At 65.8% G+C, this 21,684-nt stretch carries 22 protein-coding genes; 13 read left to right on the forward strand and 9 right to left on the reverse strand.

Annotated elements, in window-relative coordinates:
* The first annotated feature begins 7 nt into the window (after positions 1–7).
* From AC07ZH_RS15480 to AC07ZH_RS15510, 7 genes are all read left to right on the forward strand, one after another.
* On the forward strand, positions 8–289 hold the full coding sequence (locus AC07ZH_RS15480; RefSeq protein WP_012436208.1) for a helix-turn-helix transcriptional regulator: 282 nt from the start codon (positions 8–10) through the stop codon (positions 287–289).
* 26 nt (positions 290–315) lie between these two features.
* Positions 316–1,164, forward strand: coding sequence for a replication initiator protein A (locus AC07ZH_RS15485; protein ID WP_012436209.1), 849 nt, complete (start codon positions 316–318; stop codon positions 1,162–1,164).
* Between the two features lie 253 nt (positions 1,165–1,417).
* Positions 1,418–2,056 (forward strand): ParA family partition ATPase, encoded by a 639-nt coding sequence (parA, locus tag AC07ZH_RS15490; RefSeq protein WP_012436210.1) that lies wholly within the window; start codon positions 1,418–1,420, stop codon positions 2,054–2,056.
* On the forward strand, positions 2,053–2,316 hold the full coding sequence (locus AC07ZH_RS15495; RefSeq protein WP_012436211.1) for a hypothetical protein: 264 nt from the start codon (positions 2,053–2,055) through the stop codon (positions 2,314–2,316). The genes parA and AC07ZH_RS15495 overlap by 4 nt, the downstream gene beginning before the upstream one ends.
* Entirely contained in the window at positions 2,313–2,846 is a 534-nt protein-coding gene (locus AC07ZH_RS15500) for a DUF2840 domain-containing protein (protein WP_012436212.1), read from the forward strand. The genes AC07ZH_RS15495 and AC07ZH_RS15500 overlap by 4 nt, the downstream gene beginning before the upstream one ends.
* The gene (locus tag AC07ZH_RS15505; RefSeq protein ID WP_012436213.1) at positions 2,843–3,430 is read left to right on the forward strand and encodes a S26 family signal peptidase; all 588 of its coding nucleotides are present in this window, start codon (positions 2,843–2,845) and stop codon (positions 3,428–3,430) included. The genes AC07ZH_RS15500 and AC07ZH_RS15505 overlap by 4 nt, the downstream gene beginning before the upstream one ends.
* 436 nt (positions 3,431–3,866) lie before the next feature.
* A complete protein-coding gene (locus AC07ZH_RS15510) occupies positions 3,867–5,849 on the forward strand; it encodes a relaxase/mobilization nuclease domain-containing protein (protein WP_012436214.1) in 1,983 nt (660 codons plus the stop codon).
* A 47-nt stretch (positions 5,850–5,896) separates the two neighbouring features.
* Here the strand turns inward: AC07ZH_RS15510 and AC07ZH_RS15515 are convergent, their stop codons facing one another.
* Genes AC07ZH_RS15515 through AC07ZH_RS15550 form a run of 8 tightly spaced genes read right to left on the reverse strand, consistent with a single transcriptional unit; the run spans position 5,897 to position 13,440 of the window.
* Positions 5,897–6,289 carry an enoyl-CoA hydratase/isomerase family protein gene (locus tag AC07ZH_RS15515; protein ID WP_253279287.1) on the reverse strand — a complete coding sequence of 131 codons (393 nt, stop codon included), beginning with the start codon at positions 6,287–6,289 and terminating at the stop codon, positions 5,897–5,899.
* 31 nt (positions 6,290–6,320) lie between these two features.
* Positions 6,321–6,692 (reverse strand): enoyl-CoA hydratase/isomerase family protein, encoded by a 372-nt coding sequence (locus AC07ZH_RS15520; RefSeq protein WP_230965136.1) that lies wholly within the window; start codon positions 6,690–6,692, stop codon positions 6,321–6,323.
* A gap of 33 nt (positions 6,693–6,725) precedes the next feature.
* Positions 6,726–7,508 carry an SDR family NAD(P)-dependent oxidoreductase gene (locus AC07ZH_RS15525; RefSeq protein ID WP_035479509.1) on the reverse strand — a complete coding sequence of 261 codons (783 nt, stop codon included), beginning with the start codon at positions 7,506–7,508 and terminating at the stop codon, positions 6,726–6,728.
* Between the two features lie 30 nt (positions 7,509–7,538).
* A complete protein-coding gene (locus AC07ZH_RS15530) occupies positions 7,539–8,324 on the reverse strand; it encodes an enoyl-CoA hydratase/isomerase family protein (protein WP_027015145.1) in 786 nt (261 codons plus the stop codon).
* Between the two features lie 11 nt (positions 8,325–8,335).
* A complete protein-coding gene (locus tag AC07ZH_RS15535) occupies positions 8,336–9,517 on the reverse strand; it encodes a thiolase family protein (RefSeq protein ID WP_261542067.1) in 1,182 nt (393 codons plus the stop codon).
* Between the two features lie 28 nt (positions 9,518–9,545).
* Positions 9,546–11,222, reverse strand: coding sequence for a long-chain fatty acid--CoA ligase (locus AC07ZH_RS15540; protein WP_261542066.1), 1,677 nt, complete (start codon positions 11,220–11,222; stop codon positions 9,546–9,548).
* Positions 11,223–11,233: 11 nt separating this feature from the next.
* Positions 11,234–12,292: a CaiB/BaiF CoA transferase family protein gene (locus AC07ZH_RS15545; protein WP_261542065.1), complete on the reverse strand. Its 1,059-nt coding sequence runs from the start codon at positions 12,290–12,292 to the stop codon at positions 11,234–11,236.
* Positions 12,293–12,294: 2 nt separating this feature from the next.
* Complete coding sequence (locus tag AC07ZH_RS15550) at positions 12,295–13,440, reverse strand: acyl-CoA dehydrogenase family protein (RefSeq protein WP_261542064.1); 1,146 nt, start codon at positions 13,438–13,440, stop codon at positions 12,295–12,297.
* Between the two features lie 194 nt (positions 13,441–13,634).
* Here AC07ZH_RS15550 and AC07ZH_RS15555 point away from each other — a divergent pair, with 194 nt between their 5' ends.
* Positions 13,635–14,663, forward strand: a complete 1,029-nt coding sequence (locus AC07ZH_RS15555; protein WP_261542063.1) for an AraC family transcriptional regulator — start codon at positions 13,635–13,637, stop codon at positions 14,661–14,663.
* 338 nt (positions 14,664–15,001) lie between these two features.
* Complete coding sequence (locus tag AC07ZH_RS15560) at positions 15,002–16,051, forward strand: MBL fold metallo-hydrolase (RefSeq protein ID WP_261542062.1); 1,050 nt, start codon at positions 15,002–15,004, stop codon at positions 16,049–16,051.
* A gap of 189 nt (positions 16,052–16,240) precedes the next feature.
* Here the strand turns inward: AC07ZH_RS15560 and AC07ZH_RS15565 are convergent, their stop codons facing one another.
* A complete protein-coding gene (locus tag AC07ZH_RS15565; protein WP_051303309.1) occupies positions 16,241–16,516 on the reverse strand; it encodes a hypothetical protein in 276 nt (91 codons plus the stop codon).
* A 270-nt stretch (positions 16,517–16,786) separates the two neighbouring features.
* Between AC07ZH_RS15565 and AC07ZH_RS15570 the strand changes: the two genes are divergently transcribed.
* The 4 genes from AC07ZH_RS15570 to AC07ZH_RS15585 are packed head-to-tail and all read left to right on the forward strand — an operon-like array spanning position 16,787 to position 21,667.
* Complete coding sequence (locus AC07ZH_RS15570) at positions 16,787–18,154, forward strand: MFS transporter (RefSeq protein WP_012436225.1); 1,368 nt, start codon at positions 16,787–16,789, stop codon at positions 18,152–18,154.
* Positions 18,155–18,178: 24 nt separating this feature from the next.
* Entirely contained in the window at positions 18,179–19,960 is a 1,782-nt protein-coding gene (locus tag AC07ZH_RS15575; protein ID WP_012436226.1) for an acyl-CoA dehydrogenase, read from the forward strand.
* 24 nt (positions 19,961–19,984) lie between these two features.
* Complete coding sequence (locus AC07ZH_RS15580) at positions 19,985–20,734, forward strand: electron transfer flavoprotein subunit beta/FixA family protein (RefSeq protein ID WP_012436227.1); 750 nt, start codon at positions 19,985–19,987, stop codon at positions 20,732–20,734.
* Positions 20,735–21,667 carry an electron transfer flavoprotein subunit alpha/FixB family protein gene (locus tag AC07ZH_RS15585; protein WP_012436228.1) on the forward strand — a complete coding sequence of 311 codons (933 nt, stop codon included), beginning with the start codon at positions 20,735–20,737 and terminating at the stop codon, positions 21,665–21,667. It abuts the gene before it with no gap.
* Positions 21,668–21,684 lie beyond the last annotated feature (17 nt).

The raw sequence follows: 21,684 nt of genomic DNA on the forward strand, positions 1-21,684 counted from the left end.
TCTCACCATGCGTCCTGCTCCCTTGCGGCCTGCCGCTACTGTCTCGACCGCTGCCGCGCAACCGCAGCGTTATCTCACCAACGACGAGGCTGCCGATTACCTGCGGCTGTCGCCGCGCACGCTGGAAAAGCAGCGCGTGCTGGGTGGCGGCCCCAAGTTTCGCAAGTTCGGCCGCCGCGTCATGTACGCCGTGGCCGACCTCGATGCCTGGGCTGCGGATCGCAGCTTCGAGAGCACGTCCGATCCCGAATACGCCGAGCAGCACTCGGCGGACAGCCGTGCGCGCTGATCGCTGGAGTGCGGGTGGCCTTCGCCATGTCCAGCCCATCCGGGGCAGTCAGGCAGGAGCGCGAACAGCTCGATCTGTTCCGCGCCTTGCCGGGCAACATGGCGCCGCGCGACAGCCAGGACCTGATGGCCTTTCCGTTCTTCTCGCTGGCAAAGTCGCGGCGCACGGCGCCCATCGACTTCCAGGCCAGCGGCGTGACGATCCGCGTGGAGGGCACGCAGGAGCACGGCATCGCCACGATTTGGGACGCGGACGTGCTGATCTGGGCGGCTTCGCAGATCGTGGAAGCCCGCGACGCGGGCTTGCGCCCGTCGCGGCTGATGCAGGCCACGCCCTACGAGATCCTGCGCTTCATCGGGCGCGGTACGTCGCTGCGAGACTACCAGCGCCTCAAGGCGGCGCTGGATCGCCTGCAATCCACGACGGTGGCCACGTCGATCCGCGAGACGACTGGGCGGCGCCTGCATCGCTTCTCGTGGATCAACGAGTGGAAGGAGCTGGCCGATGCCAAGGGCACGCCCTTGGGGCTGGAGCTGATCCTGCCGGACTGGTTCTATGCGGGCGTGCTCGATGCCGCGCTGGTGCTGACCATCGATCCGGCGTATTTCCAGCTGACGGGCGGGATCGAGCGGTGGCTGTACCGTCTGGTGCGCAAGCACGGCGGGCGACAGCCGGGCGGCTGGCAATTCGACTTCCGGCACCTGCACCGCAAGTCGGGCAGCACGGCCAAGCCCTACGACTTCGCCTGCGACCTGCGCGCCCTGGTGGCGCGGCAGTCGCTACCGGGCTACGTCCTGGGCATCGAGCGGCTGGATGGCGCCGAGCTGCTGACGTTCCGGCCAGGGCGTCCCGTGCCGTCCGCGGCACGGGGATAAACGGTGCGCGCCCTGTGGACGGACTCGTGCTATCAGGCGTGCCCGGTGTCGTGCTATCAGGCGTGGGACTATCGTGCTATCAGGCGTGTCCATCGGCCGCAAAGCCAATGCTGGCGCGGGTTTCGGCCTCCCTTAACTTCCCTAACTTAAAACATCTAACTGATAGTAGAAGCGCCGCGCCACGGTGGACAACCACCACGCTGCCCGAAATCCAGCTGCAACAGCCAGGCTTTCCAACGCGGAGGGCCAGGCCATGATCGTCGCGCTGCTGAACCAAAAAGGCGGCGTGGGCAAGACCACGCTCGCCACCCACATCGCCGGCGAGCTGGCGATGCGCGGGCAGTCGGTCATCCTGCTGGATGCCGATCCACAGGGCTCCGCGCTGGACTGGACACAGCGCCGCAGCCAGCAAGGTTTGCCAAGGCTGTTCAGCGCCGTGGGCCTCGCACGCGAAACGCTGCATCAGGAAGCACCAGAACTCGCCAGGCGGGCCGATCATGTCGTCATCGACGGCCCGCCGCGCATCGCCGCCTTGGCGCGCTCCGCGCTGCTGGCGGCCGAGCGCGTGCTGATCCCGGTTCAGCCCAGCCCCTACGACCTGTGGGCTTCTGCCGAGATGGTGGCGCTGATCCGCGAGGCGCAGGTGTTCCGGCCAGCGCTGCGCGCGGCCTTCGTCATCAATCGGCGCGTCAGCACCACCGTAATCGGACGCGAGGCACGTGGCGCGCTGGCCGAGCAGCCGCTGCCTGCGCTGCGCGCGGAAATGCATCAGCGCATCGTGTTCGCCGACAGCGTGGCCGCTGGCCGGCTTGCACGCGAGACGGCGCCGGACAGCGCCGCCGCGCGCGAAATCGCTGCGCTGGTCGATGAACTGCTGCGGTGGCCGTCATGAGCAGTCCCGCCAGCAAGCGCACGGCAAAGCGCGTCGGTATCGGCGCGCGTCCGCCCGCGAATCCGCACGCTGAGGCGTGGATTCGCCAGGGCAGCGCCGATGACCTCCAGAAAGGCGACCTCTACACAGCTCGCCTGACCCTCGACATCACGCCCGCCATGCGGGCGCGCATCAAGGTATCGGCCTTCACGCTAGGCGTGACGGTGGCCGATCTGCTGCGCGCGCTGCTGGAGCGCGAATTCCCGGAGAAGTCCTCATGAACACGTCCGCCTCAACGACTTCGACTGCATCGGCACCGCCGTCCATCCCGCCTGTCGGCGTGGCCGACGGCGTGCCGCTGACGCGCGTTGCGCTCGCATACATCGACCAACGCTTCGACCTCTACCTGCGCTTCGGTGATCCTGCTCACATCATCCGGTTGGATCGCTGGCGCCGCTGCGCGGTGTTCACTCCGAATGCGGTTCTCTGCCGCATCCGTTGGCAGGCCAACGACTACGGCACGATCCGCTGGCAGCTCATGGTGATGCAGGCGTGCATGTCGATGGATGGCGCGCAGCGCATCCCCGGCGTGCAGCCAGGCGCGCGCCTGTTGCTGCACGCCGAGGGTGAGCAGTCGGTGCGTGCGGTGCTGGCACGCATCGACGCCATCGAGGCGCTGGGCATCGTGCCTGCTGGCGCTTCGCCCGCGTACTGGCGCACGCTGGGCAACCGGCTCGCGGCGCGCCTGCAGTTGCCCGAATACAGCGCCGAGCGGCACGCCGCCTGGCTGGCCGGGAGAGCGCTGTCATGACCACGATTTCTGTTTCCACTGCTGTCACGCATCCTCGCTCGCGCCTGCGCGCTCGCATCGTGCTGGCGGGCCTGTCCGTCTGCGGCCTCGCTGCGCTGGCCTGGGCGTCCTTCGTGCATCCACTGCCGCGCCTGACCTACAACCCGTCCGACAGCGTGGCGGTCGGTTGGTATCGCGTCGATCCGCTCGACCATCGCACCAGCTCGCCGCCACATCCTTTGTCCGTGGGCAGCATCGTGCTGGTGCCGCTGCCTGCCGAGGCTGCCGCGCTCGCTGCGCAGCGCGGCTACCTGCCGACGCGCATCCCGTTGCTCAAGCGCGTGGGCGCGGTGGCGCCGCAGGAGGTGTGTATCGCCGACGGCAGAGTCCTTATCGACGGCGTGCCTTCGGCCGCCGTGCTGTCTGCCGATCGCTGGGGCCGGCCGCTGCCATCCTGGCAGCAGTGCCACCGCCTTCGGCCTGGCGAGCTGTTCCTGCTCAGTGTCACCAATCCGGCGTCGTTCGACAGCCGGTATTTCGGGCCGGTCAGCGCAGCCGCCGTGATCGGCGTTGCGCGTCCGGTCTGGTTGGAGTCGCGCCCATGACGGCCGCCGATTCGCTGCGCATCGTCGTGCTATTGGGCGTGTCGTTCGGGCTGCTGTCGCGGTGTCGTCGTGCGTGCAGTGCGAGCGCATCCGCGCGGCACTTCGCGCTGCCTCCGGCGCAGCCGTCCCACGTGCAGGCGTCTTGCCTCGAACACGGCTGGCCTGCGGCCATCGCCGTGTTCGCCGGTGCGCTGGCTGCTGGTGCAGCCTTGCCACCGGGCCGCAGTTGCCGGGAGCGGATGCGAGAGGCAAATGCGGAAGGCAAGACAAAAGGGTGCGGCACCTGTCGGCCCGCAAAGCCAGTCTGCACATGGGGGTGGCGCGACACGCAGCGGCTTCGCCACCGTGCCGCGTGGGGCGCGAAGCCCGCGCCGATGCGGGCATGTCCGCGTGCTTCGCACGCCCGGACACGCCAGAACTTGCAAGGAGCACAGCCATGACCGACCGCCGCGACGACGATTTCCGCATCCGTCCCAGCGCCCCGAAGAACCGGGGCCAGAGCTTCGTCTCCAAGGTACTCAAGCAGGCGGGCAAGGCCAGCGGCGGTAAGTCCTCGGTGCGCCGTCCTGGTGGCAGTAGCAAGAGTGCCGGCTCCGGCCAGCGGCCCGGCTCACGCTTGGGACGCGGCCACACGGCGGCGCGCTTCGCGGGGGCGAAGCTCACGTCCATGTCGCGGCGTGTGACCATCAAGACGCTGCTGCTCAATCAGCACCGAGCCAGCCCGCAGTCGCTTGCCAAGCACCTGCGCTATATCGAGCGCGATGGTGTGGGCCGCGATGGCGAGTCGGGCCAAGCCTACGGGCCGCAGACCGATGCCGCCGACCTCGATGCGTTCAAGGAACGCTGCGCCGACGACCGGCATCACTTCCGCTTTATCCTTTCGCCCGAAGATGGCGCGGAGCTGGAAGACCTGCGCACCTATACCCGGCACCTCATGGGTCGCATGGAGGCCGACCTTGGCACGGGCCTCGATTGGGTGGCCGTCAATCACTGGAACACCGACAACCCGCACACGCACATCGTCGTGCGCGGGCGCGACGACACCGGCAAAGACCTCATCATCGCGGGCGACTACATCGCCGATGGGTTCCGCCATCGCGCCGCCGAACTGGCGACCGAATGGCTGGGGCCGCGCACCGAGCTGGAGATCCAGCAGACCTTGCGGCGCGAGGTGGATCAGGAGCGGTGGACGAGCCTGGATCGCACCTTGAAGCGCGAGGCCGGCGACGATGGCATGGTGCATGTCGAACGGCTCAACGAACCCCGACTGCAACGCCAGCGTCTGCTGCTGATCGGCAGGTTGCAGCGTTTGCAGCGCCTGGGCCTGGCCGACGAGGCCCAGCCCGGCACGTGGACCGTCCACAACGATGCGGAAAAGACCCTGCGCGCCCTGGGCGAGCGCGGCGACATCATCCGCACCATGCAGCGGGCCATGCGCGGCGAGCCACGCGAACTGGCGGTGTTCGAGCCTGGGGACGATGGCCGAACCATCCTCGGCCGCGTGGCCGCGAAGGGGCTGGCCGACGAACTGCACGACCGGGGCTATCTGGTCATCGACGGCGTGGACGGCAAGGCCCACTACGTTGCGCTCAACGCCCGCGACGAGCTGGCGAACTATCCGACCGGCGCCGTGGTGGAGGCAAGGAGATCGGCTGACGTGCGCGCGGCCGACAAGAACATCGCCGCGTTGGCGAGCGATGGCCTGTACCGCACCGACCACCACCTTGCCATCGCGCAGGGTCAGGCCGTGCCCGGCCGCGATCCGCAGGAAGTGGTCGCGTCCCACGTCCGCCGGCTGGAAGCCTTGCGCCGTGCCGGTATCGTGGAACGGGTGGCCGAGGGGCTATGGAAGGTGCCGGACGACTTGCCCGAGCAGGGCCGTCGCTACGATGCGCAGCGCCTGGGCGGCGTGGCGGTGGAGCTGAAATCGCACCTGCCCATCGAGCGGCAGGCCCGCGTGATCGGAGCCACCTGGCTCGACCAGCAGTTGATCGGCGGCGGCTCGGGCCTGGGCAACCTGGGCTTTGGCAGCGAGGTCAACCAGGCGATGCAGCAGCGCGCCGAATTCCTGGCCGAACAGGGGCTGGCAGAGCGGCGCGGGCAGCGCGTAATCCTCGCGCGCAATCTATTGGCGACACTACGCGATCGGGATGTGATTCGGGCTGCCAAGGATATTGCCACCGAAACCGGGCTGGAACACCGTCTGGCGGCCGATGGCCAGCGCGTGACCGGCATCTACCGGCGCAGCCTCATGCTCGCCAGTGGCCGCTTTGCCATGCTCGATGATGGTATGGGGTTCAGCTTGGTGCCATGGACGCCGGTCATCGAACAACGACTCGGCATGCTGATTTCTGGGCAGGTACATGGTGGCACCCTATCCTGGCAAATCCGACGGCAGCAGGGTTTATCCGTTACCTGACGCCAGCAGCGATTGAGCACCTACCGACCGGATGCGTCTACAGCCGTTCAGCGTCCGGCAAACTGCGGGACTCGCTTTGCGACGAACGCGTGAACCGCTTCCAGCGAATCTGTGGTTTTCGAGGCTCGATTCATTTCGGCCGCCTCCAGCCTCAATGAGGTCGCCAGATCACTCTCGAAGGCAGCGAGTTGCAGGCGCTTGGCGCCCGCATAACCTTGCGTTGGTCCGACCGAAAATTGCACCGCCATACGCCGCGCTTCGCCCAGCAGGCTCTCGCCAGGAACCACTTTCTCGACCAATCCCCAGGCCAAGGCCTCGTCCGAACTGACTACGCGATTGGTCAAGATCATGTCTCGTGCGCGTCGTCCACCCACTGCGCGTGGAAGTAGCCAGCTGATGCCGAAATCCCCCGCGTATCCGAGGCCGGTATGGGCCGCCACAAACTTCGTCCCACTTGCGGCAATCAGGTAGTCAGAGGCCAAGGCAAGCCCGAGACCGCCTCCGGCCTCCGGCTACCGCGCCTTGTACGGCGCAGACTACCGGGAACGGCAGGCTGGCGAATTGAGGAATCATGCTTTCGGCCACTCTCAGTTCGTCATCGACCAAGGTAGACAACGCATCGCCTGCGGCCACCATTTCTTCGATGTCGCCTCCGCAACTGAACATCCGGCCCTCGCCGCGCAGCAGCAAAGCTCGAATCGAGCCATCGCGTTCGACATCTGCAATGACACCAGCGAGCACGTTTACGACCGACGTGCTCAACGCATTCATTTTTTTTGGCGAGTTGAGTGTTATGGTCGCGACGGCACCATTCTTTTCGAGAATTACCGGATTTCCAGGCATGCTGACGTTCCCTGATTGATCAAAATTTCAGCGTCAGCGCGGCGCCATGCGAATGGCACCATCCACACGAATGGACTCGGCATTCATGTAGCCGCAAGTAACGAGAAACTCGACGGCCTGCGCGAATTCATCGGGGTCGCCTAAACGCTTGGGGAAGGGCACGCTGGCCGCCAGCGCCTGTTTGACGTTGTCCGGCAGACCCAGCAGCAACGGTGTACCGAAGATCCCCGGCATGATGGTGTTGATCCGGATCCCTTCGTCCATCATGTCGCGCGCGATTGGCAGGGTCATGCCCACGATGGCTGCCTTGCTGGCCGCATAGCTGGCCTGGCCGACCTGGCCGTCCTGCGCGGCGGCCGAAGCAGTGTTGACGATGGCGCCGCGGTCGCCATCGGCCAGCGGCGCGAGCGTCAACATGCCCGCAGCTGACTTGGCGATGCAGCGGAAGGTGCCCACCAGGTTGATCTGAATGATGCGATTGAAACGATCTGCCGCGCATGGGCGGATTTCGCCGGTTTTCTTGTCGCGGCTGACAGTCTTGACGGCATCGGCAGTGCCGGCGCAGTTGACCAGAATGCGTTCCTGCCCAATGGCCGCGCGGGCCTTGGCGAAGGCGGCGTCCACCTGCTCCTCGGACATCACGTCCACATTGCAGTAAACGCCGCCGAGTTCGCTAGCCAACGCCTGGCCGAAGGTTTCGTTCATGTCGAAGATGGCGACTTTGACGCCATGGCTGGCCAAACGCCGGGCCGTGGCGGCTCCCAGGCCGGAAGCGCCCCCGGTGATGACGGCAGAGATGTCGGAGTTCAGTTGCATGGTTTTTCCTCGATGGGTGAGAAACAGGCGTTATTGGCCGGTAAAGTTGGGTGTGCGCTTGCCTAGGAATGCCGCTTGCCCTTCCAGGTTGTCGGCCGAACGCAAAGCGACGAGGAAATTGCGCTTCTCATGCTCCAGGCCTTGCGCGAGCGGAGTCTCAAAGCTGGCCAGTGCCGCATCTTTCGCCAGCGCCACGGCCAGCGGCGAATTGGCTGCAATCCGGTTGGCCATCGCCAACGCCGTCGGCAGGGCCTGGCCATCAGCCGTCACTTCGGCGACCATGCCTGCATCGCAAGCCTTGCGGGCGTCGATGAAATCGCCGGTCAGCAACAGGGCCATGGCCTTGGACTTACCGATAGCGTGGATCAGGCGCTGCGTGCCCCCGGCACCCGGAATGGCGCCCAGCTTGACTTCCGGCACACCGAAATTGGCGGACTCGCCAGCGATCGCGATGTCGCAGGCCAGCGCTAATTCTGTGCCGCCGCCCAGCGCGAGCTTTTCCACCGCTGCGATGACGGGCTTGGGGAAGCGCTCCAGTTCCGACCAAAAGTGGCCGCCTGCTGCCGCACGATCGCCCAGCAGTGGCTCGGCGCGCAGCGCATCGAAGGCCGTGATGTCGGCCCCGGCGCAGAACACGCCCTCGGCGCCGGTGATGATGACCGCGCGCACGGTATCGTCGTCGCGCAGTTGCACAAGCTGCGCACGCAGGCCATCGAATACCGCGCGGTTCAAGCTGTTCTTCGCGCGCGGGCGGTTGATGGTCAAGGTGGCGATGGCGCCATCGCGGCTGACGAGCACTTCGCTGGCTTCGCTCATGGTGGCCCCGCTCATCCAAGCCGCTCGATGATGGTGGTGTTGGCCGTGCCCGAGGCCTCGCAAATCGTCTGCAGGCCATAGCGGCCGCCCCGGCGCTCCAGCTCGCACAGCAGGTCAGTGAGCATGCGCGCGCCGGTAGAGCCCAGCGGATGGCCGATGGCTATCGAGCCGCCGTTGACGTTGAGGCGGTCGTCCAGGATGCCGAACTCCTGCTGAAACATCAGCGGCACGCCGCCGAAGGCCTCGTTGACTTCGAACAGATCGATATCGTCGAGGGTCAGACCCGATTCCGTCAGCGCCTTGCGGGTGGCATCGAGAACAGCGGTGAACTGGATCACCGGGTCGGCTGCCGCCACGGCGGTGCTGACGAAGCGCGCGCGCGGCTTCAGGCCATGCTGCTTGGCATAGGCGCGGCTGGCGATCAGCAGCGCGGCGGCGCCATCGCTGATCTGCGACGAGTTGGCGGCCGTGGTGGCACCGTCGGCGGCAAACACGGGCTTGAGCGTGGCCATCTTCTCGGGGTTCGGGTCGGCACGCACGCCTTCGTCGGCAGTGACGAGCGGGCTGTCTGGGTCGGCTGGGTCTTCGTTCAGTCGCACCAGTTGGTCTTGGACTCGGCCAGCCTGCAAAGCCTCGGTGGCGCGCCGATGGCTGCGCACGGCGAAAGCGTCCAGGGCCTCGCGCGTGAGGCCGAAGCGCTTGTTCATCAACTCCGACGAAGCGCCTTGCGCCAGCAGCGGGTTGTCCTGGTAGCGCGCCAGTTCGCGCGGGCTGTATTGCGAGCCCAGCGGCGCGCCGGGTTTGAATGACGGCGGCATGGGGGCCTGCGACATCGATTCCACCCCGGCGCCGATGACCAGTTGGTAAGCGCCCGCCTGGATGCCATGCACGGCAAAGCTCACCGCCTGCTGGCCGGAGCCGCATTGCCGGTCAACCGTCACCGCCGGGACGGATTCGGGCAGCCCCGCCGCCAATACGGCATGACGGCCCAGGTTGCCGTGCTGTTGGTCCCATTGCAGCACGCAGCCGACGATCACATCGTCCAGATCGGCGGGGTTGATGCCGGAGCGCTCGACCAGCTGGCGCAGCGTCTCGCCCAGCAGATCGACGGGGTGCCATTTCTGCAGGCGCCCGCCGCGCTTGCCCACGGGGGTGCGCAACGCACCGACGATGACGGGTTCATGGTCATTCATGTTCTTCTCCTGGTGCAAAAAGGTTGGCTCACTCGGCGTAGCGGCCCGCATGCTCGGCGCGGATGCGCTTCTTGTCGAGCTTGCCGACGCTGGTCTTGGGGATGGCTTCGACAAACAGAACCTGGTCTGGCAACTGCCACTTGGCGAAGGCGCTGGTCAGGTGTTCCTGCAATTGCTCCTGAGTCGCCTGCTGGCCGGGCCTCAGCACCACCAGGGCCAGCGGCCGTTCCTGCCACTTCGCATGGGGAATGCCGACCACCGCGGCGTCGCGCACGGCCGGGTGGCCCATGAGCAGGTTTTCCATGTCGATGGAAGAAATCCATTCACCACCGCTCTTGATCACGTCCTTGATGCGGTCGGTGACTTTGAGGTAGCCGTTCTCGTCCACCGTGCCGACATCGCCCGAGCGCCACCATCCGCCCCCCAGGAAGCGGTCTCCGGAATCGGGCATGTCGTGGTAGCTGGCCGTTATCCAGGGGCCGCGCAGGCAGATCTCGCCTGCCGACTGTCCGTCGTGTGGCAAGTCCTTGTCGTTGGCATCGAGGATGCGGATGTCTACCCCGGTCAGAACCAGGCCCTGCTTGCGCTTGAGGTTCCACCGCTCGTCCTGGGTCAGGCGCTTCTTGAGCGTGGACTTGAGGCGGTTCATCGTCACCAGCGTCGTGGCTTCGGTGGCGCCGTAGGCATGCACCACCTCGGCACCCGTGAGGTCGTAGAAACCGATCATCATCGACAGCGGCGGCTCCGTGGCGCCAGACAGCATGCGCATGCGGCTGAAGTCCGGCTTGACCGGCATCGTCTCGATGTACTGCAGCATGGGCTGGAAGATGGCCGGTGCGCCATTGGCGATGGTCACGCCCTCGGCGATCATGGCATCGACCAGCGGCTTGGTGTCTTCGGCAACGTAGCGGCCCGGCAGCACGATCTTGTCGGCCAGCAGCGTGGCGGCCTGCGGCAGGCCCCAGCATTGCCCGTGGAACATGGGCGTGATGAGCATGACGCAGTCGTCCAGCGTCATGCCCAGATTGGTGGCCATGGCCGTGGAGTGCAGGTAGATGCCGCGGTGCGAGTAGTACACGCCCTTGGGCTTGCCCGTGGTGCCGGTGGTGTAGCAGGCGCTGTAGGCCGAGGTTTCGTCGATCTCGGGCCAGTCGATCTTCGTGTCGGCGGCGGCCAGCAGGTCTTCGTAGTGCAGCAGCGGTTTCAGCGTGGTCTTGATCTGGTCCAGCGGCTTGTCGGTCATGACGATCCAGCCCTTGATCTGGGGCGAATTCGCCGCGATGGATTCGGCAAGGGGTAGCAATGACTCGTCTACGCAAACGTAGGACACCTTGCTGTGGTCGACCACGTAGCCCAGGTCCTCTGGGCCCAGGCGCAGATTCATCTGCAACATGACAGCACCCAGGCCGGGAATAGACCAGTACAGCTCGAAGTGACGTCGGCTGTTCCAGTCCAGGATGCCGACCCGGTCGCCCGGCTCGACGCCGAGAGCGCGCAGTGCATTGGCGCTGCGGCAGACGCGCGCGTAGCAATCGGCATAGGTGTAGCGATCCCAGCCGCCATCGGGTGTGCGGTAGACGATCTCCTGGTCCCCATGGGTGCGCGCAGCGTGCCGGATCAGCGTTGTGGTGTTCAGTTGGCGCTCGTTGCCCGTGGTGGACGGGCAGCCGCGGACAGGCTTGGTGGGCTGGATGGTGTCGGTCATGTGCTTGTCTCCTAGGTAGTTGTGTCGAGTGCCTGGAACCGTGGGGCCGGGGCCGCTTCGATGGCGCCGGATGGGGTGATCTGGTAAATGCCCCGTGCTGCGTTATGCGGATGCCGCACCGCCTCGGCGAGGCTGAGCACGGGCGCAAAGCAGGCGTCGCTGCCTTCGAGCAGCGCGCACCAGTGCGCCCTGGGTTGGCTGCGGATAAAGGCTGCGATCCGCTCTTTCAGCGCTGGCCACGTCGCCGCGTCGTACTGCTCGGCGGGGTTCACGTCAGCAAGGCCCAGCTTCGACAGCAGAAGCGCGTGGAACGCTGGCTCCACTGCTGCGAGGCTGATGAAGCCGCCGTCAGCGCAAGCGTATACGTCATAGAACGGCGAATCGTGAAACGGGCTCGGCTGCGCGCCGTCAATTTGCCCATTGGCGCGAATCCAATGCACCAGCGTGCCCAGCATGGCCACGATGTCAATGATCGCGGCGTCCACGACCCGGCCGCGGCCGGTGGCGCGCGCATCGACCAGCGCGCAGGCGACGCCGAAGGCCATGCCCAGCGCCCCGGCCCCATCCCCGAGTACCGAGGGCGGCACGATGGGCGCCTGCCCCCTGTGCGCCGACAGCGACAGCAGGCCTGTCAGCGCGACGTAGTTCAGGTCGTGGCCTGCGGCCTGGGCGAGCGGGCCGTCCTGGCCCCAGCCCGTCATCCGGCCGTAAACCAGCCGTGGATTGCGCGCCGCGCATTCAGCGGGGCCGAAGCCCAGCCGTTCCATCACACCGGGGCGAAAGCCTTCGATCAGAGCGTCGGCCTGGGCAATCAGCTCCAGTGCGCGCGCTTTGCCACCGGGCGACTTCAGGTCGATGGCCTCGACCGTCTTGCCGCGATGCAGCGGGTTCTCTACCGCTCCACCCAGACGCTGCGCCCCAGCAGCCTGCTCGGCCCGTGTCAGCGCGATTACCTCGGCGCCCATGTCGGCCAGCATCCTGGCGGCCAGAGGGCCTGGACCGATGCCCTCGAACTCCACCACGCGGACGCCGTGCAGCGGCATCTGCAGCGTGTGCAACGTGTGCGGCATGTTCACAGCTTCCTCGAAACCAGATCTTTCAGGACCTCGTTGGCGCCGCCATAGATCTTCTGCACTCGCGAAGCGGCATACATCCGCGCGATCGGGTACTCGGCCATGTAGCCGTAGCCGCCGAACAATTGGAGGCACTCGTCCACCACTCGGCACTGCTGCTCGGTGCACCACCACTTGGCCATGTAGGCGGCCTCGTAATCCAGCGTGCCGTCCAGCAGGCGCTGGGTGCAGTCGTTGACGAAGCTGCGCACCACATGCGCGGTAGTGGCCACCTCGGCCAGTTTCTGGCGCGTGAGCTGCATGTCGAAGAGGGGCGCGCCGAAGGCCTTGCGCTGCTTCGTGTACTCCACCGTGACGGCCAGCGCCTGCTCGATAGTGGCGGCCGCCGGCACGGCAATGAGCATGCGCTCGTAGGGCAACGCGCCCATCAACTGCCCGAAGCCCTGGCCTTCGACCTCGCCCAGCAGTTGGTCGGCCGGCACGCGCACGCCGTCGAAGAACAACTCCGCCGTGTCCGAGGCCTGCATGCCGATCTTCTCCAGTAGTCGGCCAACGCGAAAGCCGGGCAGATTCTCGGTTTCCAGCACGAACAGCGACACCCCCTTGCTGCCCGCACCGCTGGTGCGCGCCGCGACGATCAACAGGTTGCCAGTGAAGCCGTTGGTGATGAAGGTCTTGGCGCCGTCGATCACGTAGTAGTCGCCGTCGCGCCGGGCACGGGTGGAGATGGCCTTCAGATCCGAGCCGCATCCCGGCTCGGTCATCGCGATGGCGGCCAGCATCTCGCCGTTTGTCACCTTGGGCAGCCAGCGCTGCTTTTGCGCTTCCGTGCCGAAGTCCAGGATGTAATGCGAAGCGATGGTGTGCACCGCGATATTGACCGGCATCTCGGCCTTGGCCAGTTCGTCCTGCACCACCAGCTGGTAGGCGAGGCTGGCGCCGGCACCACCATAGGTCTCGGGCATCTCGGGCAGCAGAAAGCTCATCTCGCCGAACGGACGCCAGACCTCGCGCGGGATGTAGCCCTGGCGGCGCCATTCGTCGAGCCGGGGCGTGAATTCGGCGGCAACGTAGCGGCGGACCTGCTCGCGAAAGGCGTCGATCTCGCCGTCCATCCAGGCGTGGCGATACAGCTGTGGCAGCATGGGCATGTCTCCTTGTATGTTGGCTTCTGACCCCGCACCGGGCGTTCCGCACAGCGCCACTGCCGAAGTGTTTTTGGGGATGCGACAATCGTAATAATTGGCCCTTGCGAGGGCTATGGCGGATCGCCTCAATCAACTGACAAATAACTTCTTTCGGCCCATGCGACCGGCATTGGCCCCTTCGATCACACGCCATGCTGCAACCCGTCTTCACCGTTCCCATCTTTGCCGTGCATGGCCTGCTGGACGGTGCGCGCGGCAAGGGGCTGGCCACGCAAGAATGGCTGAAGGGCGTGCTGGGGCGCGCCGGCATCAGCGAATCGCTGCTGGAGCTCGAGGATTCGCGCGTAACCGTGGAGCAGTTCAACGCGCTATTTATCGCTGTCAAGGACAGCCTGAACGACGAGTGCCTGGGCTACCTACATGAGCGACCCATGCGCCCGGGCAGCTTCGCGCTAATGGTGCGCAGCGCGTTCACTGCCCATTCGTTGTCATGCGCCCTGCGTCGCCTGAGCGAATCCTTCGCCCTGCTGCAGGACGACGTGACGCTGGTGCCCGTGACCGAGGGCGCGCTGGGGGGCTTCGCGCTGGAGATGCGCGGCGGCCCGGGCGCACATGCCGAATTCCTTCATGCACATCTGCTGCGCGTGTTCTGGCGCTTGTTGCTGTGGCTGCACGGCGGCCGGCTGGTGCCGCAGCGATTCGACTTCAATTTTGCGCCGCCGCTCCATGCGATGAGCTACGGGCGCATCTTTTCCGGCACGCTGTGCTTCGGGCAGCCGCGCACGGCCGCCTGGTTCGACGCCGATGCCTTTAAACAGCCGGTGCGGCGCGATCGGGACGCGCTGCAGTCCTTTCTGCGCGCCACGCCGGGCAACGTGGTGGGGCCTTACCTGAACGAGCGCAGCGCCAGCGCGCGGGTCCGCATGGTGCTGCAGCGGGCCAGCCCCGAATGGCCCGACCTGCCCGTCACCGCGCAGCGCCTGCATATGTCGGTGAGTGCGTTGCAGCGGCACCTGGCCACCGAGGGCACTTCCTTCCAGGCACTGAAGGACCAACTGCGGCGCGACATGGCGATCGTGCGCCTGACCAGCAGCGAAGCCTCGCTCGTCGCCATCGCCGCCGACCTGGGCTTCACCGACAGCACCGCCTTCCAGCGCGCCTTCAAGGTCTGGACCGGCAGCGCGCCGGGAGCCTACCGTGCCCGCTCGCGCAGCAGGTAGCACCCTACATAGAGGCATTCGACGGATTCCGGCTCGGCCACGAGGCTGTAGCCGGCCACCGAGAAGATCGGTGCCTTCATAGCTGCCGGGGCCCTGGCCTACCTCGAGCGAGGCTCTCGTGCGCTCAAGAGACTGTTTGCCGCCGTTGGGGCAGTTGCACCGACGGCAGCGCAGCGACAGGCTGTGCCAGGAAGCAGACGTTTTCCATCAGCCTATCGAGGTCATTCGTCATTGCCACCTGTCGGGGCTGACCCTAAGCTAAAAATGATCTCGCACAGCATAAGAGTGATGGCCGTGCGCCATTTGAAGCGGCATTGCCAGAATGTAAACCAAGCATCATGACCGACGCAGCCCCGGCACTCTCGTATCCGTTCTCGGATCTCCCACTCCCTGGCCAAGCCACGGAAATCAAGCCTGGTGTGCTGTGGCTGCGCATGCCGCTGCCGTTTTCCCTGGATCACATCAACCTCTGGGCATTGAGCGACGGTCCTGGTTGGGCGGTCGTGGACACGGGAATTCGTAGCGTGGACGTAATGAACGCGTGGCTCGCCTTGCTCGCTCCGCGGGGGCCGCTAGCCGGCCGTCCCGTCTCCCGTGTGATGGTGACGCACATGCACCCGGATCATGTGGGCATGGCGGGATGGTTGACACGTCGCTTTGAATGCGCGCTGTGGATGACACGAGACGAGTATTTGAGCTGCCGGGTGATGCTTGCCGATACGGGGAGGGAAGCGCCAGTCGATGGCGTTCACTTCTATCGGAGGGCCGGATGGAGCGACACTGAGGTGGATGAGTACCGCACCCGGTTCGGTGACTTCGGCAATATGATCCATCCTTTGCCTGACAGCTTTGTGCGGCTCACGGATGGTCAGTTGTTGCGGATCGGGGATCAGGAATGGGAGGTCATCGTCGGCACAGGACATTCCCCCGAGCACGCGTGCTTCTACTCCCGCGAACTGGATTTGCTGATATCGGGGGATCAGGTTCTTCCCAGGATCAGTTCCAATACCTCCGTGTACGCCACCGAGCCGCATGCTAATCCTCTGCAGGGCTGGCTCGATTCCATCGACCGGTTGCTGCAACGCGTACCTGGGAGCGCCCTGGTCCTGCCTGCCCACAACGAACCTTTCCATGGCCTGCACCTACGGTTGGAGCAACTGCGTGCGAGCACCGTCAGAGGCACCGACCGCGTCAGGCAACAACTTGCGCAGCCTCTGAGGGTCATCGACCTGGTTCGCGCCCTGTACCGTTCGTCCATTGTTGCGGAGCAAATGCACCTCAACCTCGCGACCGGAGAGACGCTCGCCCACCTGAACTATCTCGACCAGCGTGGGGAAATCGTGTCTGCAGAGGACGAAGACGGTGCAATGCGCTATCGGCTCGCCTGATGCACTAATTTGCCCTCAAGGATATAGAAGCAACCCAATCAAGCCCTGTCATTGACTGGGTTCTCTACTTGTGTGTTTCGAGAGCAATGGGTTCTTGCACCAGCGCGTCGTGTACGGCCTCCAGATCTTTGAACACCGTGTTGGCGAACGAGTCCTGGCGCGGCACCTTTCACAGATGCTCGACCGGATTCAGCTCAAGGCTGGCAGAAACTCTAGGCGCATATTCTGTGGCACATCCAAGTGACCCGCGATGTGCCAACCCGCCTGATCCATGACCATCATGATGAACTCGACGGCATGGCGTCGCGCCATCTCGGCCAGGAACACCTGCATCGTCTCAGCGTTGGCCCAGGGCAGCACCAGAGAGTCAATCACGCCATCGTGCGTGCTGACGGCGGCGAAGGCGTACAGGGTCTGGCGTTGAGGCGTGCGCCGACGATGGGGCGTGAGCCCCTGGGCACCCAACACTGCCGGGGTGTTCCCAGCAGGCAGAAGCGCCCTTCGTGCTGGAATATCAGCCGCACGCGGCGACCATATTCAGCTTGACGCCTGACCTCTTGGCGCACTTGAACAGTGCTCTCAGAAAGGGGCCGTTTGTCATTCGATCGGGGCGCTTCGTCATCGCGGCTCGCAGCACCGGCACCTAGGATTCCTTGTGTGCGCTGGACGACATGTAGCGGAGCGGCGATGACCGCCGCCCCACGATCCAGAGCCTAACTCAAAGGAGACAAACACGTGTGCCAAATCGACATGCAGAAGCTCGCCGACGACGCTCGCTTCAACCGCTTTCATGCCAAGGTGCTTCTGTGGTGCCTGTTGATTCTCATCATCGACGGCTATGACATCGCCGTGGTGGGCATCGCCCTGCCGTCCATCATGCAGCAGATGGGCGTGAACGCATCGACTGCCGGTTTCATGGCCAGTTCGGCCCTGTTCGGCATGATGTTCGGCGCCATGGTTCTGGGCACGCTGTCCGACCGGATTGGTCGGCGCTGGGCCCTCTCCATTGGCGTCATGCTGTTCAGCGTGTTCACCGCGGCCGCCGGATTCACCAAGGATCCCATCAGCTTCAGCGTGGTGCGCTTCATCGCGGGCCTGGGGATTGGCGGTGTGCTGCCGGTCATCGTGGCACAGATGGTCGAGTACTCGCCCAAGAAGATCCGCAGCCTGATGACGGCGCTGATGACTTCGGGCTACGCACTGGGCGGCATCCTGGCCGCGGTGCTCGGCAAGCAGCTGATCGGCGAGTACGGCTGGCAGGTCGTTTTCATCGCAGCGGGTGTGCCGGTCCTGCTGATTCCGTTCATCTTGAAGCTGGTGCCGGAATCAATGACCTACCTGATCTCGCGCAGCCGCAACGGCGAACTGGCCGAAGTGGCCCGTAATCTCCAGCCGGGAGTCAAGCACCCGGCGGACGCCCAGTTCGTCGTGCCCACCGCCGACCGCGTGGCGGGTGCGCCGGTCTCCCGGCTGTTCCAGGACGGGCGAGGCCCGAGCACGGTGCTGTTCTGGATCGCCTTCTTCTCGGGCCTGTTCATGGTCTATGCGCTCAGCAGCTGGCTGACCAAGCTGATGGCTATGGCTGGCTACAGCCTGGGGTCTGCCCTCAGCTTCGTGATCGCGCTGAACGTTGGCGCCATCATCGGTGCCGTGGGAGGCGGGTGGCTCGCCGACAAGTTCAACATCAAGTGGGTGCTGGTGGGGATGTATGCGCTGGGCGGCGTGCTGCTGTACCTGATGACGTTCCAGACCTCGACCGAGCTGCGTTATCTGATCATCGGCGCGGTCGGCGCCTGCACCACCGGCGCGCAATTGGTGGCCTATGCCTACTGCGGGCAGTTTTACCCGATGTCCATCCGCTCGACCGGCATCGGCATGGCCTCCGGCGTGGGGCGCCTGGGCGCGATCGCGGCGCCGCTGCTAATCGGCCAGATCGTTGCGCTTGAGCTGCCGCTGGAGCAGAACTTCCTGGTGATCGGGGCTTTCGGAATCATCGGCTCGATCGCCCTGGCGTTCATCAGGCATGGCGGCCCGGCGTCGGTGGGCCCGCAAGAGGCTGCACGCGAGTTGCGCCCGTCGCAACAGACGCCGCAAAACGCCTGATCGTAGCCATCAAGGAAATTCGCTGTGTCTGTCTACATAGCCCCCCTGCGCGAAATGCTGTTCGCCATGAAAGAGGTCGGCGGCCTGGACGCGATCTGCGCCCAGCCCGACCATGAAGAAACCACGCCCGACCTGGTCGAGGCCATCCTGCAGGAGGCGGCTAATTACGCCGCTGGCGTGCTGGATCCGCTCAACCGCCCCGGCGACGTGCAGGGCGCGCGCTGGCACGATGGTCGGGTCACGCCCGCCGACGGCTTTCGCGAAGCCTGGGCCAGCTTCTGCGAGAACGGCTGGAACGGCATGCCCGCTGCCACCGAATGGGGCGGCCAGGGCCTGCCCACGCTGGTCTCCACCGCCGTGCTGGAGATGTGGAAGTCGTCCAACCTCGCGTTCAGCCTGTGCCAGATGCTCACGCTGGGCGCGGTGGAGGCCATTGCGCACCATGGCAGCGACGCACTCCAGCGCCGCTTCCTGGCACCCATGGTCGAGGGCCGCTGGACGGGCACCATGAACCTCACCGAGCCCCAGGCCGGCTCTGACCTGGCCGCGCTGCGCAGCCGTGCCGTACACGAGGGCGACCACTACCACGTCAGCGGCAACAAGATCTTCATCACCTGGGGCGAGCACGACATGGCCGAGAACATCGTGCACCTGGTGCTGGCGCGCCTACCCGATGCGCCACCGGGGGTGAAAGGCATCTCGCTGTTCCTGTGCCCGAAGTACCTGGTCAACGACGATGGCACCCTGGGCGAACGCAACGACTTGGCCTGCACGTCGATTGAGCACAAGATGGGCATCCACGGCAGCCCCACGGCGTCGATGAGTTTTGGCGACAGCGGCGGCGCTATCGGCTACCTGGTCGGCGAGCCGCACCAGGGGCTGGCCTGCATGTTCACCATGATGAACCACGCGCGGCTGAACGTTGGCCTGGAAGGCGTGGGCATTTCCGAGCGCGCCTACCAGCGCGCACGCGCCTATGCGCTGGAGCGGGTGCAGGGCAAGCCGCTGATCAGCGGCAGCACCGCCATCGCAGGCCACCCGGACGTGCGGCGCATGCTGATGGACATGAAGGCCCGCACCGAGGCCATGCGCGCGCTGGCCTACTTCTGCGCCGGTCAGATGGACCGCGCCGCGGGCCACGCCGATGCGCAGGAGCGCGCGCAGGCGCAGGCCCTGGTCGGCCTGCTGATACCGGTGGTCAAAGGCTGGTGTACCGACAGCGCGCAGGGCATCACGTCCGACGGCGTGCAGGTGCATGGCGGCATGGGCTACGTCGAGGAAACCGGCGCCTCCCAGCACATGCGCGACGCGCGCATCACGACCATCTACGAAGGCACCACGGGCATCCAGGCCAACGACCTGATCGGCCGCAAGCTGGCACGCGAGGGCGGGCGCACGCTGAAGGCGCTGCTGGGCCGCATCGACGGCGATGCGCGCCGGTTGGTCGAATCGCCCGATGCAGTGCTGGCGCAGATCGGCCGCGCGTTGGCAGCCGCTGCCCAGGCGCTGGACGAAGCGGTCGACTGGCTGCTGGCCCACGACGGTCAACCCGCGCAGTGCGCGGCGGGCGCCGTGCCCTTCCTGCGGCTGGCGGGCACCGTGATCGGCGGCTGGCTGTCGGCGCGCATGGCCGAAGCCGCTACCGCGCAACTCGCGGCGGGCGCGGGCGATGCGGGCTTTCTCGGTACCAAGCGCGCCACAGCCAGCCATTACGCGGCGCATGTCCTGGTGCAGGCGCCGATGCTGCGCGACATCGTCACGGGCGGCGCCGCCAGCACGCTGGCCCTGGCGGACGATCAACTCTGAATGATCCTGAAAGGAAACCCTCCCATGAAAATCCTGGTTCCCGTCAAGCGGGTGGTTGACTACAACGTCAAGGTCCGCGTCAAGAGCGATGGCAGCGGCGTGGACATCGCCAATGTCAAGATGAGCATGAACCCCTTCGACGAGATTGCCGTCGAAGAGGCTGTGCGGCTCAGGGAGAAAGGCGCGGCAACGGAGATCGTCGCCGTCTCGTGCGGCGTGTCTCAATGCCAGGAGACGCTGCGCACCGCCATGGCCATCGGTGCCGACCGCGGCATCCTAGTCGAGACCAATGAAGAACTGCAGCCGCTGGCCGTGGCTAAGCTGCTTAAGGCCCTGATCGACAAGGAACAGCCCGGCCTCGTGATCCTGGGCAAGCAGGCCATCGACGACGACTGCAACCAGACCGGCCAGATGCTGGCGGCGCTGGCCGGTCTGCCGCAAGCCACCTTCGCCTCCAAGGTCGAGCTCGCCAGCGACAAGGCAGCCGTGACCCGCGAAGTGGACGGCGGCCTGGAAACCCTTAGCCTCACGCTGCCCGCGGTCATCACCGCCGACCTGCGTCTGAACGAACCGCGCTACGTCACCTTGCCCAACATCATGAAGGCCAAGAAAAAGCCGCTGGACACCATCAAGCCCGAAGACCTCGGCGTTCAAGTCGCCCCGCGCCTGAAGACCCTGAAGGTGACCGAACCCGCCAAGCGCGGCGCCGGCGTGAAGGTGGCTGACGTGGCCGCCCTGGTCGAAAAACTCAAGAACGAAGCGAAGGTGATCTAAATGTCGGTACTCGTTATTGCTGAACACGACAACGCATCCATCAAGGGCGCAACCCTGAACACCGTGACGGCTGCAGCCGCTTGCGGTGGCGACGTGCACGTGCTGGTGGCCGGCCACAATGCCGGCGCTGCCGCACAAGCCGCCGCCCAGATCGCCGGTGTCGCCAAGGTCATCCACGCCGACGCCGCAGGCTTGGCCCACGGCCTGGCCGAGAACGTGGCCGCCCAGGTGCTGGCCATCGCCGGCAACTATAGCCACATCCTGTTCCCGGCCACGGCCGGCGGCAAGAACGTGGCCCCCCGCGTGGCCGCCAAGCTCGACGTCGCCCAGATCAGCGACATCACCAAGGTGGTGAGCGCCGACACCTTCGAACGCCCCATCTACGCCGGCAATGCCATCGCCACCGTGCAAAGCAGCGACGCCACCAAAGTCATCACCGTGCGCACCACCGGCTTCGACGCCACAGCGGCGACCGGAGGCAACGCAGCAGTGGAAACGGCAACCGCAGCGGCAGACACCGGCAAGAGCAGCTACGTGGGCAGCGAAATCGCCAAGAGCGACCGGCCCGAACTGACGGCGGCCAAGATCATCGTCTCCGGCGGCCGTGCGCTGGGCAGCAAGGAAAAATTCGACGAAGTCATCACCCCGCTGGCCGACAAGCTGGGCGCGGCCATCGGCGCGAGCCGCGCGGCGGTGGATGCGGGCTACGCGCCCAATGACCTGCAGGTGGGCCAGACCGGCAAGATCGTGGCGCCGCAGCTGTACGTGGCGGCGGGCATCTCGGGGGCGATCCAGCACCTGGCGGGCATGAAGGACTCCAAGGTGATCGTGGCGATCAACAAGGACCCGGAGGCGCCGATCTTCAGCGTGGCCGACTACGGGCTGGAGGCGGACCTGTTCGCGGCTGTGCCGGAACTCGTCAAGGCCTTTTAACTTGGATGAGATACACC

Source organism: Simplicispira sp. GW247-4R2A, assembly GCF_059424465.1.

What these genes read in the sequence shown, in the direction of transcription:
- AC07ZH_RS15480 (WP_012436208.1), top strand. Translation starts at nt 8, where the DNA reads ATGCGTCCTGCTCCCTTGCGGCCTGCCGCTACTGTCTCGACCGCTGCC.
- AC07ZH_RS15485 (WP_012436209.1), top strand. Translation starts at nt 316, where the DNA reads ATGTCCAGCCCATCCGGGGCAGTCAGGCAGGAGCGCGAACAGCTCGAT.
- parA (WP_012436210.1), top strand. Translation starts at nt 1,418, where the DNA reads ATGATCGTCGCGCTGCTGAACCAAAAAGGCGGCGTGGGCAAGACCACG.
- AC07ZH_RS15495 (WP_012436211.1), top strand. Translation starts at nt 2,053, where the DNA reads ATGAGCAGTCCCGCCAGCAAGCGCACGGCAAAGCGCGTCGGTATCGGC.
- AC07ZH_RS15500 (WP_012436212.1), top strand. Translation starts at nt 2,313, where the DNA reads ATGAACACGTCCGCCTCAACGACTTCGACTGCATCGGCACCGCCGTCC.
- AC07ZH_RS15505 (WP_012436213.1), top strand. Translation starts at nt 2,843, where the DNA reads ATGACCACGATTTCTGTTTCCACTGCTGTCACGCATCCTCGCTCGCGC.
- AC07ZH_RS15510 (WP_012436214.1), top strand. Translation starts at nt 3,867, where the DNA reads ATGACCGACCGCCGCGACGACGATTTCCGCATCCGTCCCAGCGCCCCG.
- AC07ZH_RS15520 (WP_230965136.1), bottom strand. Translation starts at nt 6,692, where the DNA reads ATGCCTGGAAATCCGGTAATTCTCGAAAAGAATGGTGCCGTCGCGACC.
- AC07ZH_RS15525 (WP_035479509.1), bottom strand. Translation starts at nt 7,508, where the DNA reads ATGCAACTGAACTCCGACATCTCTGCCGTCATCACCGGGGGCGCTTCC.
- AC07ZH_RS15530 (WP_027015145.1), bottom strand. Translation starts at nt 8,324, where the DNA reads ATGAGCGAAGCCAGCGAAGTGCTCGTCAGCCGCGATGGCGCCATCGCC.
- AC07ZH_RS15535 (WP_261542067.1), bottom strand. Translation starts at nt 9,517, where the DNA reads ATGAATGACCATGAACCCGTCATCGTCGGTGCGTTGCGCACCCCCGTG.
- AC07ZH_RS15540 (WP_261542066.1), bottom strand. Translation starts at nt 11,222, where the DNA reads ATGACCGACACCATCCAGCCCACCAAGCCTGTCCGCGGCTGCCCGTCC.
- AC07ZH_RS15545 (WP_261542065.1), bottom strand. Translation starts at nt 12,292, where the DNA reads ATGCCGCACACGTTGCACACGCTGCAGATGCCGCTGCACGGCGTCCGC.
- AC07ZH_RS15550 (WP_261542064.1), bottom strand. Translation starts at nt 13,440, where the DNA reads ATGCTGCCACAGCTGTATCGCCACGCCTGGATGGACGGCGAGATCGAC.
- AC07ZH_RS15555 (WP_261542063.1), top strand. Translation starts at nt 13,635, where the DNA reads ATGCTGCAACCCGTCTTCACCGTTCCCATCTTTGCCGTGCATGGCCTG.
- AC07ZH_RS15560 (WP_261542062.1), top strand. Translation starts at nt 15,002, where the DNA reads ATGACCGACGCAGCCCCGGCACTCTCGTATCCGTTCTCGGATCTCCCA.
- AC07ZH_RS15580 (WP_012436227.1), top strand. Translation starts at nt 19,985, where the DNA reads ATGAAAATCCTGGTTCCCGTCAAGCGGGTGGTTGACTACAACGTCAAG.
- AC07ZH_RS15585 (WP_012436228.1), top strand. Translation starts at nt 20,735, where the DNA reads ATGTCGGTACTCGTTATTGCTGAACACGACAACGCATCCATCAAGGGC.